Below are 12,103 nucleotides of genomic sequence, written 5' to 3'. Positions count from 1 at the left end.
TTCCTGCCGTGAAACATTTTTCTGAACAAGACAGCACGCATTCATGCTGAAAGCGTGCTGTCTTTTACCCGTTATTTTTTTACGACAATGGTTCCTGCCAACATATCATGAAGCGCCTGGCGCCTTTCTGTGAAAAAGGCCATAATGTAGCCGACCAACAAAATCGGAGAAAGAAAGCTTTTGGCCAGAAACCTTCCGGCCGCACGGCCGAAAGAGATTCTTCCGCCTTCTGCTTTCGCCACCTGAACGTTCATGATTTTCTTGCCGAGCGTCCCTTGCCATTTGGATGATTCCATCAGCGTGTAATAAAGAAAATAAACAATAAAAGTAATACTTCCAACGATCGCTATGGTTTTGAACATGCTGATGATAAACGTAAAGATTTCCTGATCGCTCAAATACTCGGGATCAGTCTCCATCATGAGCATGATATCCGAATTTCCCAACATCAACGCCGCTGTTAAAACGTACGTGAAAATATATGCGGGAATCCCGAGAATCAATCCGTCGAGCAGGGAAGCTACAAAACGCGCGCCGATTCCGGCATACTCGCTCCTTTCAGGAGCAGTTTCGTGTTTGTCTAATTCCAATTCCAATGTGCTTTTCCTCCTAACATCTTGACTTCTATATACTACTAAGATTCGCTGAATATTATCAATACGTATCACGTTTTTTTAAAGTTAAATTAATGTACGGCTCACAAGTTTTTCATTGACTTTGACAGTTATCGTGTTACAATGGTCAAGGATTTTTCAGGAAAGGTGTTTATGATGGGAACAATTGTAACGATTAAAAATCATGAAATGACCATTTTAGAAGGGGTCAGCCGTGCCGTTTACACAGAAATGCTCAAGGATGCTTCAGACAGTGAAGAACAAATATATATTTCGTGGAAAGAAGATGTTGACTTCGATTACGGCTACTAAACGAAATATAACGTAAGACAATCGTTTGATTGTCTTATTTTTCTATCTGCTGCCATCCGCATGTCCGCATACCTTGCATTGTTTTGCATATACTTGTTACGAGTTTTTATAAAATTGATTGATTAAAAGATGACAATTGGTCTGATGATGGTAAAATAAGATAAACCATAACATTTTTAAGGTGATGCTAAATGGAACATTTGCTTAATCCAAATGTAAAAGAAATCGAAATCTCAGGGATCCGCAAGTTCTCAAACCTTGTATCCCAGTACGAAAACGTAATCTCTTTAACAATCGGCCAGCCTGATTTCTTCACCCCCCACCATGTCAAACAGGCCGCCAAAAAAGCGATAGATGAGAATCAAACATCTTACACTCACAACGCCGGATATCCCGAACTGAGGCAGGCTGTACAGCTTTATATGAAGAAAAAAGCCGATTTAAATTATGAAGCGGAAAGCGAGATCATTGTGACGACCGGAGCCAGCCAGGCCATCGATTCGGCATTCCGCACGATTTTATCACCTGGCGATGAAGTCATTCTTCCGGGGCCGGTATACCCCGGATACGAGCCGATCATCAAAATGTGCGGAGCGTCTCCATTGATCATTGACACCACGTCTCACGGCTTTAAGCTGACAGCAAAATTGATCGAGGAAGCGCTGACGCCGAAGACAAAATGTGTTGTTCTTCCTTATCCGTCAAATCCGACGGGAATGACGCTGTCCGAAGAAGAGCTGAAGGACATCGCCTCCCTTTTAAAAGGTCGAAACGTCTTTGTGCTTTCGGATGAAATATACAGCGAACTCACTTTTGACAGACCGCACCACTCCATCGCGTCTGTACTAAGGGACCAAACGATCGTCATCGGCGGACTTTCCAAATCCCACAGCATGACAGGCTGGAGAATCGGATTTTTGTTCGCGCCGAAGGAAATCGCCAAACATATTTTAAAAGTCCATCAATACAACGTATCATGCGCTTCATCGATCTCTCAAAAAGCAGCTCTGGAAGCCGTCACCAACGGGTTTGATGATGCGCTGATCATGCGCGAGCAATATAAAAAACGGCTTGACTACGTGTACGACAGACTTGTGACAATGGGCCTCGATGTGATTAAACCGTCGGGAGCATTCTACATTTTCCCGTCCATCAAATCATTTGGAATGTCTTCCTTTGATTTCTGCATGTCGCTTCTTGAGGAAGAGGGGCTTGCGATCGTGCCGGGCAGCTCGTTTTCTGAATACGGGGAAGGCTATGTGAGGATCTCTTACGCATATTCTCCTGATACGCTAAGGGAAGGTCTTGACCGGCTGGAGTCCTTTGTTTTCAATAAGAGGCAATCGATACAGACTACGTAAACAACGGCTTTTACGCCGTTGTTTTTTATTTTGGAAATGAAATCTTAAATGTCGTGCCTTTTTCTGCTTTGCTGTCGACTTCGATTGTTCCGTTGTGATTTTCGATGATATTGAAGGTGACCATCAAACCGAGGCCTGTTCCTTTTTCCTTCGTCGTCAAAAACGGCTCGCCGATTCGCTTCATGACATGTTCAGGTATTCCTTCTCCTTCGTCCTCCACCTCGACGATGACCGAATCTTCGGTTTCTCTGACGGTCAAATGGACCGTACCGCCGTTCGGCATGGATTCGACGGCGTTTTTGATCAGGTTGATAAACACTTGCTTTAATTGATTTTGGTCCCCTTTAATATAGATATTGTCCGGGAGGATCGTATTGATCAAAATGCCGTTTAAGTTGGCCTGCGTTTCTAAAAGAGCCGTCACTTCGCGGATCAGCCTGATCAGATCTAGCTTTTCTTTCAATGCGTTTTGCTGCGGCTTTGCCAGCATGAGAAGCTCGCTCAAGATCAGTTCGATTCTGCTTAATTCGGAAAAGATAATATTAAAATAATGTTCATTTTCTTCCATCGTGGGCTTCATCAGCTGTAAAAACCCTTTAATCGCGGTGAGCGGATTGCGGATTTCGTGGGCGATCCCGGCTGCAAGCTGTCCGGCGATCGACAGTTTTTCCGAACGGACCATCAGCTCTTCGGTCTGCTTGCGTTCAGAAATATCCCTTAAAATCACCTGAACGGCCGTTTCCCCGAAAAATGTCGTAGGGATGCAAACCATTTCTGTATAGATGAGCCTTTTTTCAAATGTATACCACGTCTGCTTTATGATTTCAGATTCGGATTTTCGGTCTGTAATCCGTTCCAGCCTCGCTTTGACATCTTCGTGATCGCACGGATGCAGATGTTCATAAATATCTTTGCCGATTAAATCCTCATACGTCTTTGCTTCAAACAGACGAATGCCTGATTCATTCATAAAGACCCATCTACCTTTATGAATAACGGCTATCGTATCGATTGAGTTTTGAATCAAGAGCTGATAGCGCTCCCTGCTTTTTTGCAAAATGGTCTGAAATTTCTTCCTCGATGAAATGTCAATGAGCAGGAGCAGCTCCGCTTTCTGTTTTTGATAAATGGTCGGCGCCGCCTTGACTTCGAGGTGAATCTGCGTGCCGTCGAGCTTATGCCACGTTTGCTCGATCATTCCGACATCAAGTCCCTGCTGCATCCGCTTGATACGGTTTTTGACGATGTCATGGTACTCTTTCTCGATAAAATCGTAGGAATACTTTCCGATAATTTGCCGTTTGTGCTCGGCTCCGAGCAGGTTGACCATGGCGTCATTGACGTAGACTATTTCCCCTTGAACGCTGATGCACAGAGGGTTTGGCAAGCCTTCCACCATGGCTTCGAATTCATCTTTTGCCGGCAGCCTGGCAGCTTCTTCCGGTGTGTCTTCCTCTTTTATGGAGCTGCTTTTCTTAGAGGGACGGTCTTCAAACACTTTCATTTTGAGTACAATCTCGCGTTCTTTTTCTCCAACATGGGTCGTCACGAAATCGATCGATGCTTCGATCCAGATCATCGTGTAGTCTTTTTTCACAAATCTGAAGGTGCAAGGCAGCAAATGATGCTCATTGTAAAAATAGCTTTCTACCAGAAAAAGATCGTCTTCGTGTAAATAGTCCTTCAAATACGTACCGATCAGTTCATTCTGCTGGTAGCTTAAGAGTTCTTTGCAATTTGCAGATATGTATATAAAACGGCCGTTAGCTGACAGGACTGCCTGTAAATTCATATGTGGCTTATATTGCTCAAAACGTTTTGTTTTTTGTTCCATCATATCCCTCCTTTATACCCTATTCATGACCAGCATTCATTAAAACTATTTTGCTTAAAAGGATTCGCTAAAATGCGAGAAATCTCCTTCAAAACTTCTAGCATTCGTCAAATTTTGATAACAAAAAAAGAACCCGGAAAAAATCCGTGTTCTTTTTTGTCTAATCCTTGCTGTATTTTTTTTGCAGATCGACATAGGCTTTGACGATTTTGGCGGCGATGTTTTTGTTCATCTTCGTTTTGTCGTCAACAGACGGGACGACAACGCTGAAGGCGACCTGCGGATTTTCTGACGGATAATAGCCGGCAAAGGTGATATTATAAGTACCTCTCCCCCACCAGTTTCGGTTTGTGCCGTAGTAGTGCGTCTGTGCCGTTCCGGTTTTGCCTGATACGTCAAGCGAACCGAATGCGCCGGCTGCAGTTCCCGTCTGGGTTACTCTTTTAAATCCTTGCTTGACGATAGCGATGTCGCTTTGGGAATTGTTGATACGATTCAAAACGTTGGCAGAGCGCTCTTCAATGACTGAACCGAGTTTTTCACTTTCAGGCTGGTGAATGCTTTTTACGACTCTCGGCTGCAACCTGTATCCGCCGTTGGCAATCGTTGAAACATATTGGGCGAGCTGCAAAGGCGTATACGTGTCAAACTGGCCGATCGCTTCATCGAGCAGGAGTCCCCCGACAATCTTTGGGTTTGTCTGCATTCCAGCCGACTCCTGTGGCAAGTCGATGCCTGTTTTTACCCCAAGGCCAAATTGATTGAAATAATACCTCATTTTATTTAAATCTTCGAGGTTTGCAGGAAGGGGGCCGCCCGGTTTATATGTGATCCCTGCCATTCTCATCGCTACATAAAACATATAAACGTTTGAACTTTTTTCCAGTGCTCTAACCTCATTAGCCCAACCTATAGAGGTTGTGTAAGAGCCTTTCTCAACAGGACCTGCAAATGTCAATTTTCCATTATCAAAATAACTCTGCCCATGTGGCATGCCGTCCTGATAGCCGGCCAGCACGGTCGCACCTTTGACGGCTGATCCCATTTCATACTGGGTCGTAAACGCGCCGATTGAATAGTCGGTGATTTTACCGTCGATGATTCGCTTTCCGGCCATGGACAGGATATCTCCGTTATTCGGATCCATCATGACGACGAACGCTCTGTCCAGCATGTAGTTTGAGCCGCGGAATTTATTAAGCTCCTCTTCGATAGCTTCTTCGACTTTCTTTTGGAGCTCCATGTCGAATGTCAGCTGCAGATCGTAGCCGCGTCTTCCTTCATCAACCGTTTCCTGGCTGATGACCTTGCCTGAGCGGTTTTCTGTATATTGCACTTTCGCTTTTTTCGGATTTAAATATTCTTCATATTGATACTCGAGATAGCTTTTTCCCACTCTGTCATTCCGGGCATATCCCCTTGTCAGGTAGAAGTCTTCCCGGTCCTTGATGAGCCCTTGCTCAGGCGTTGTGACGCCTCCGAAAATGGAGTAGAGCGTTTTTTCATAAGGATATTTCCTGGTCCAGTCCATGATGACGTCAACGCCGGGAAGCTCTTCAAGATGCTCGGAAACGCGTGAGACTTCCTCATACGTTAAATCGTTGGCCGGCATCTGTTTTGAAGCCTTCTCATCAAGGAGCTGCGCATCGTTTTTCCCCTCGGTTTTCGGGCTCATCGCTTTGACGATCTGCGGCTCATACGCATAGCCGCCTGAAAACCTTCTGAAAATCGCGGCGACTTTAAGCTCGTCTTTGTCCTTTTCCAGCGCTTTGATCTCTTCTGCCGGAACGCGGTCAACCTGCAGCTTGTATGTTTGATCAGACTTGAGGGTTTTCTCGCCGTCTTTCAGAAGTGCAGCAGCTTTTTTCGGATGTCTGGCAAGCCAGTAATCTTTCAAATCTCTTTCTTTCAGAAACGAAGTATCGATATCGATCAATTCTGCGAGTTTTTTGGCTGTGCTGATTTTTTCCTCCGTTTTTGTGCTTGTCATCATCGTATATGTGATCGCGGGAACGCTTTGGTTGTCGACAACCACCCGCCCGTATCTGTCATACATTTTACCCCGCGGCGCCGGGTATGACGCAATTTTCGCCTCGGTTTTCGAAGCTTCCTGCTCATACGCTTCTCCATTGACGATTTGCACGAGGCCCAGCTTGACAATCAGCGCAGCGAACAAAGTGAACACCGCAAAGAAGTACAGGTTGATCCGCCATAAACGCGAACGCCTGCTCTTTTTGATTTCAGCCGGATCATGTTGAGATTCTGTCACTGAAACTCTCTCTCCTCTCACAATATTCAATTTTTACATTAATTAACTGAGATATATTGTAACACTTTTGTAATGGTTGTTACAATCTAAAGTTTTTAAAAAAGCTGTCAATCTCTTTTTATATTAAAATTTAGCTAACACATTTAAATTTTACCACGTTTATGACAAGACGTGTAAAAGAGCGATCTGGTTGCATATTGGCAGCAAAGGATTTTTCTTTTTTTATGTCAAAATTAACAATAATACCTTGTCAAAGGGAATATATGGATCTATTATTTCAAAAAAGCCGTGTTATGATTCTAGTGTACGAAACAACAACAACTACAACATTTAGGAGGATTACTGTTTATGAAAAAAGCTTTTCTTTTATCAGCAGCAGCTGCAGCAACGCTCTTCACATTCAGCGGCGTTCAACACGCTGACGCTAAAGAGCAGCAGCAAGTACAAGTCAAAACCGTTCATTCCATAAATGTAACTGATCTCAAAGGCAAACTGAATATCCAAAACATGAACCAGCTTTCTAAAGCTGACCAGGAAAAAATTCAGTCCCTGCTTCATTCTTATAAGAAACAAGCCACTCAACAGCCTAAAGCTTCTGCACCGAAGTCTTCTGCACCTAAAGCTTCAAAGCCTGAAAGCACGCAGACTCAAAAACAGGAAGCTTCAAAGCCTGCGGCTTCAAAAGAGCAGACTTCACAGCAAAAGCAAAATACAGCGCCTTCATCTTCTTCTGTAAGCGCGTATGAAAAAGAAGTTGTTGAGCTGACGAATGCGGAAAGAAAGAAACAAGGGCTAAAACCTCTTACTTTGGATGAAAAACTGAGCAAGGTTGCCCGCACGAAATCTCAAGATATGAAAGATAACAATTACTTTGATCACAACAGCCCGACTTACGGTTCTCCATTTGACATGATGAAGAAATTCGGCATCACATACCGCACTGCCGGAGAAAACATCGCGAAAGGCCAAAAAACGCCTCAGGAAGTTGTCAAAGCTTGGATGAACAGTGAAGGTCACAGAAAAAACATTATGAACCCTAACTTCACGCATATCGGTGTTGGATATGTGAAAGACGGCAACTACTGGACTCAGCAGTTCATCGGAAAATAAGAACCAGCAAAAAACCACTTGCATTGAGCAAGTGGTTTTTTTCGTTATTTATATTCTGTCCAAAGCTTGTACACACTTTGGGTGCCGCTGTTTTCTTCGCCTTTTTCCACAAGGGTGTCGTAAAGGCTTTTCGCAAGCTCGAGCCCCGGCATTTTCTCGCCCATCAACTCCGCTTCTTCTAGCGCGATGCCCATGTCTTTAACAAAGTGTTTGACGTAAAAGCCCGGTTCAAAGTCGCCTTTCAGCATTCTAGGCGCGAGATTTGAGAGGGACCAGCTTCCCGCAGCGCCGGTCGTAATGCTTTTTAACACATTGTCGGGATCGAGTCCGGATTTTTTGGCGTAGGCCATCGCTTCTGCGACACCGATCATACCTGCAGCAATCGCAATCTGGTTGCACATTTTCGTATGCTGCCCGCTTCCGGCCGGCCCCTGATATTGGATGTTTTCACCCATGATCGAAAAGATCGGGTAGCATTCATCAAAGGCTTTCCGTTCTCCTCCGACCATAATGGCGAGCGTGCCGTTTCTCGCGCCGACGTCCCCGCCTGAAACCGGAGCATCTAAAGCGTAAAGTCCTCTCTCTTTTGCAGCATCCTCGATTTGTTTGGCGAGAGAAGGCTTGGAAGTCGTCATATCGATGAGGTAAGAACCTGTTTTGGCATTTTCAATAATGCCTTCGCTTCCAAAGTAAACTTCTTCAACGTCTTTTGGGTAGCCGACCATTGTGATGATCACATCAGACGACTGCGCCAGTGCTTTGACGGATGATTTCCATTCCGCCCCTTTTTCCACGAGGCTGTCCGCTTTCTGTTTTGTTCTCGTATATGCGCTGACGGGATAGCCTGCAGCTAAAATATGCGAAGCCATGCTGTTTCCCATTACACCGAGTCCGATAAATCCGATCGTTTTTTTCATGATGTCATCCCCCTTAAATTGCTTTTACCATTCCGCCGTCTATCAGCAGAGTCTGTCCAGTCATATATGTATTGCATTCTGATAAAAGAAAGCTTGCATATTGTGCAAAGTCGTCAGGTTTTCCGTAGGAGCCGAGCGGAATCTCTTTCTCATAGCTTTCCTTCACCTGCTGCTCGGAAAGGCCTGTTTTCTCGGCTTTGAGCCGGTCAAGCTCTGCCACGCGATCTGTCGCGATTCTCCCAGGGGCGAGCGTGTTGATCAAAATGCGGTGTTCGGCCAACTCTTCCGCAATGGATTTTGTCAGACCGACGATTCCCATTCGAAACGTGTTGGAAAGCAGCAACCCCGGAATCGGTTGCTTGACTGATGAAGAAGCGATATTAACAATGCGGCCTCCATCCTTTTTTAGATATGGAAAAGCTTCGCGGATTAAACGGACATAGCTGAGCAGATGCAATTCAAATGAAGAAGTCCAGTCAGCGTCTGTCAGATCGAGCAGGCTGCCGCCTTTCGGTCCTCCGACATTGTTGACGAGCATATCGATCGTTCCAAATGTGTCAGCGGTCTTTTGAACGAGCGCTTTGATCCCGTCAGCATCTGCAAGATCGCATACTTGATATGAGATGGATCCGCCGCCGAGTCCATTCAGCTCTTCCGCAGCTTTTTTCAAGTCCGCTTCGTGTCTCCCGGACAACATGACATTTGCCCCTTCTTTCGCAAGGGCTTTTGCAATCGCATTGCCTAGTCCTTTGCTGCTTGCTGCCACAAGCGCCGTTTTGCCATTCATCTTTAAGTCCACAATCATCACTCCCTTCATATTTATAGTGTAACATGTATATTCTGAAAATTGGGATTGTGAGCGTTGAAAAAGTCCCTCTTTCAAAAAGAGGGACTTCTTTATTACACGTTAAACTTATTGATCGCATTTAATAATTCTTGATTGGCCTCACTCAGCGCTTCAGCCGATTTGGCGATGCTTTCCAGCGCTGTCAGCTGCTCGTTTGTCGAAGCGCTGACCTCTTCCGCAGCCGCTGCTGACTGCTGGGAAATAGCTGAAATGCTTTGGATCGAATCAGACATTTTTTGCTGTTCTCCGCTCATACCAGAGATTTCAGAGTAAATGTGGTCAATTGAGTTGACGAGCGCCTGCATTTCTGCAGTAATTTTGCTGAGCGCTTCTCCTGTCTCATGAATCATTCCATTTTGCTCTTCATTCATCTTGCTTGCTTCCGTCATCGCTGAAACGGCTTCTTTCGTTTCCAGCTGAATCTGCTTGACCGTTTCGCTGATATGCTGTGAAGAGACCGCCGATTGTTCGGCAAGCTTTCTCACCTCATCTGCAACTACCGCAAAACCGCGTCCGCTTTCGCCGGCACGGGCTGCTTCAATGCTGGCGTTCAGAGCAAGCAGGTTTGTTTGATCAGAGATCGCCGAGATGGCTGTAACAACCTCTTCGATGTTTTTCGTTTTTTCTTCAAGCTGCAAAAGCATATGTTCCACTTTCTTCGTCTCCGAGTTGGCTTCATTTGATTTTGCAAGCAGCTGCCCGAGGGCATCGATTCCTGTATAGCTTGCATCTTCTGATGTTCTCGAAAGCTTCTTGATGCTGTCGGCATGATGTTCAATTTCTTTAATTTTGACAGATAGCCGTTCGGATTGTTCATTTACATTTTCGATCTCTGCCGCTTGTTCTGTCGCACCTGTCGCCACTTCTTCGATTGCTTTGGCAATCTCATCGCTCGCAGAAACCGTTTCTTTTGAAACAGCGCTTAATTGATCGGTCGTTTTCGATACTTTTCCGGACGAGGTTCCGACTTGCACAATCATTTCTTTCATGTTTTCGACCATCTTGTTGAAGTCTTTTGTTAATATACCGATTTCGTCTTTTGAGGCAGCGGCTGTCTGGACCGTCAAATCACCGCCCGCGACAGCCTTTGTTTTGGCAATCAGCTGCTTAATCGGGCCTGTGATCGTTTTGGCAAGGAAATAGCTTAAAATGATCGCCGCTGCCAAAGCAATGATTGAAACGATCATGACCATTTTGTTCATTTCCTGTGCAACCCACATCAGCTTCGCCGTGTCGAATTGCGTACCGACTTTCCAGCCCGTACCACCGACGGTCTGATAAGCGATCACAGTATCTTTGCCTACTTTGATTCCGTCTTTGGATGACGGGATGTCCCGATATGTTTTGTCTTTCGATATATCGTCACCTTGTTTTGACGGGTGGGCAAGCATTGTCCCGTTTTGGTCCAAAATAAATGCGTAGCCGTCATATGGCATCTTTTGATTTTCGATAATTTTGTTTAATGAATTCAATGAAATATCTAAGCTGATGACGCCTAATACTTTATTGTCGACAACGACTGCTTTAGCCGCTGCGACCATCATCTCTCCAGACACGACATCTTGATACGGCTCTGTCCAGATCACTTGATCAGACGTTTTGGCAGCCGATGTGTACCAGGGCCGGGTTGTCGGGTCAAAATCTTTATCAAATTCGGCTTTCGGGTATATCCATATATCTTTTTTTGAAGTCGCTATATACGCATTGGTGACAAATTCGTTTTTATCCTTGATTTGCTTTAATTCGTCGTTGATCAGTCTGCCCAATAATTTATTTTGATCATCTTCTAAAAATGACTGCGCCATTCGACTGTCGCTCATACGATTTAAAGCGATTTCATAGTTTTCTAATTGAAGCTCGATATTACCTTTGATCGAGTTAAGCAGACTTGAAGTCGATTCTTTTGCTTGATCTTCAAGCATCGATTTCAACAAATGTGTTGTGGAAAACTGTAGGACGATAACCGTCAAAATCAGCAGGATGGCAACAAATCCGGCAATTTTGACATGCAGTTTTTTAAACAAATGAAACCCTCCTTTACATGCACCTTCATATTCTTTTTATCGGCCAAAATTTCGCAAAATTAAGATAGCCTGCTAAAATAACGGTATAATGAAGGAAATATCAAAAGGAGTGATGGGCGATCTATAAACAGTTTTACGTCGATAACGGCATTTCTTATCAGCAGGTGGACATCCGCAATTACAACAACAAAGATATTCCCGATTTGATTGCACTCCAAAGAGAATGCTTTCCGCCTCCGTTTCCGGAAGACCTTTTGTGGAATGAAAAGCAGCTCCATTCCCATATTGAACGATTTCCCGATGGTGCACTTTGCGCGGTTTCCGAAGGCCGAATCATCGGTTCGATGACGGCGCTCATGACTGATTTTGATCCGCATCATCCTCACCACAGCTGGGACGAAGTGACAGACAACGGGTATATCGGCACACATCAAAACGATGGAAACTCCCTTTATGTCGTCGATATTTCCGTGTCCCCTCACTATCGAAAACTCGGCATCGGAAAGCGGCTGATGCAGTCCATGTATGAACTGACGGTCTTTAAAGGGCTCAAGCGGCTCATTGGCGGCGGACGGATTCCCCATTATCACAAGTCGGCTGAAGAAATGACGCCCGAACAGTATGTTCAAGCTGTATTGGACGGGGAAAAGCGCGATCCCGTGCTCTCATTCCTGCTCCAGTGCGGACGATCGCCGGTTTGCGTGATTCCCGGCTACATTGAAGATGAGGAATCGCTTCATTATGCGGTCTTAATGGAGTGGAAAAACCCTTTTTTAACATCTCAAAACAAAAAACAGAGCTTTTCCGGCTAAAGC

9 protein-coding genes and 2 pseudogenes are annotated in these 12,103 nt (G+C 44.9%); 4 read left to right on the top strand and 7 right to left on the bottom strand.

Annotation, left to right across the window (positions count from 1 at the left end; all coding sequences use genetic code 11):
• Positions 1 to 71: 71 nt before the first annotated feature.
• Positions 72 to 596 carry an RDD family protein gene (locus LQ247_RS10190; protein WP_020451188.1) on the bottom strand — a complete coding sequence of 175 codons (525 nt, stop codon included), beginning with the start codon at positions 594 to 596 and terminating at the stop codon, positions 72 to 74.
• 171 nt (positions 597 to 767) lie between these two features.
• Between LQ247_RS10190 and LQ247_RS10185 the strand changes: the two genes are divergently transcribed.
• Both LQ247_RS10185 and LQ247_RS10180 read left to right on the top strand, forming a co-directional pair.
• Positions 768 to 926 carry a hypothetical protein gene (locus LQ247_RS10185; protein WP_165583461.1) on the top strand — a complete coding sequence of 53 codons (159 nt, stop codon included), beginning with the start codon at positions 768 to 770 and terminating at the stop codon, positions 924 to 926.
• A gap of 191 nt (positions 927 to 1,117) precedes the next feature.
• Positions 1,118 to 2,298: pseudogene (locus tag LQ247_RS10180) on the top strand (aminotransferase A); the annotation flags it as partial.
• 14 nt (positions 2,299 to 2,312) lie between these two features.
• Here the strand turns inward: LQ247_RS10180 and LQ247_RS10175 are convergent.
• Together LQ247_RS10175 and LQ247_RS10170 are read right to left on the bottom strand one after the other, a co-directional pair.
• Positions 2,313 to 4,121 (bottom strand): PAS domain-containing protein, encoded by a 1,809-nt coding sequence (locus LQ247_RS10175; RefSeq protein ID WP_231006015.1) that lies wholly within the window; start codon positions 4,119 to 4,121, stop codon positions 2,313 to 2,315.
• Between the two features lie 160 nt (positions 4,122 to 4,281).
• Positions 4,282 to 6,390 carry a peptidoglycan D,D-transpeptidase FtsI family protein gene (locus LQ247_RS10170; RefSeq protein ID WP_231006013.1) on the bottom strand — a complete coding sequence of 703 codons (2,109 nt, stop codon included), beginning with the start codon at positions 6,388 to 6,390 and terminating at the stop codon, positions 4,282 to 4,284.
• 348 nt (positions 6,391 to 6,738) lie between these two features.
• Here LQ247_RS10170 and LQ247_RS10165 point away from each other — a divergent pair, with 348 nt between their 5' ends.
• Positions 6,739 to 7,500 (top strand): CAP domain-containing protein, encoded by a 762-nt coding sequence (locus LQ247_RS10165; RefSeq protein ID WP_050820756.1) that lies wholly within the window; start codon positions 6,739 to 6,741, stop codon positions 7,498 to 7,500.
• Positions 7,501 to 7,544: 44 nt separating this feature from the next.
• Here the strand turns inward: LQ247_RS10165 and LQ247_RS10160 are convergent, their stop codons facing one another.
• The 4 genes and pseudogenes from LQ247_RS10160 to LQ247_RS22305 form a co-directional block, all read right to left on the bottom strand.
• Positions 7,545 to 8,417, bottom strand: coding sequence for an NAD(P)-dependent oxidoreductase (locus LQ247_RS10160; RefSeq protein WP_023857293.1), 873 nt, complete (start codon positions 8,415 to 8,417; stop codon positions 7,545 to 7,547).
• A gap of 13 nt (positions 8,418 to 8,430) precedes the next feature.
• Entirely contained in the window at positions 8,431 to 9,216 is a 786-nt protein-coding gene (locus tag LQ247_RS10155; protein WP_023857294.1) for an SDR family oxidoreductase, read from the bottom strand.
• Between the two features lie 101 nt (positions 9,217 to 9,317).
• Positions 9,318 to 10,244, bottom strand: a complete 927-nt coding sequence (locus tag LQ247_RS22310; RefSeq protein ID WP_373367297.1) for a methyl-accepting chemotaxis protein — start codon at positions 10,242 to 10,244, stop codon at positions 9,318 to 9,320.
• Between the two features lie 15 nt (positions 10,245 to 10,259).
• Positions 10,260 to 11,186, bottom strand: a pseudogene (locus tag LQ247_RS22305) (HAMP domain-containing protein); the annotation flags it as partial.
• A 221-nt stretch (positions 11,187 to 11,407) separates the two neighbouring features.
• Here LQ247_RS22305 and LQ247_RS10145 point away from each other — a divergent pair.
• Complete coding sequence (locus LQ247_RS10145; protein WP_023857296.1) at positions 11,408 to 12,100, top strand: GNAT family N-acetyltransferase; 693 nt, start codon at positions 11,408 to 11,410, stop codon at positions 12,098 to 12,100.
• The last annotated feature ends 3 nt before the right edge of the window (positions 12,101 to 12,103 follow it).

The sequence above is a fragment of the Bacillus sp. BS3(2021) genome (genome assembly GCF_021043345.1).
GTDB classification, from domain to species: Bacteria; Bacillota; Bacilli; order Bacillales; family Bacillaceae; genus Bacillus; species Bacillus paralicheniformis.
Note: the sequence above shows the minus strand (reverse complement) of the source record. Positions and strands in the feature narration are given on the sequence as shown.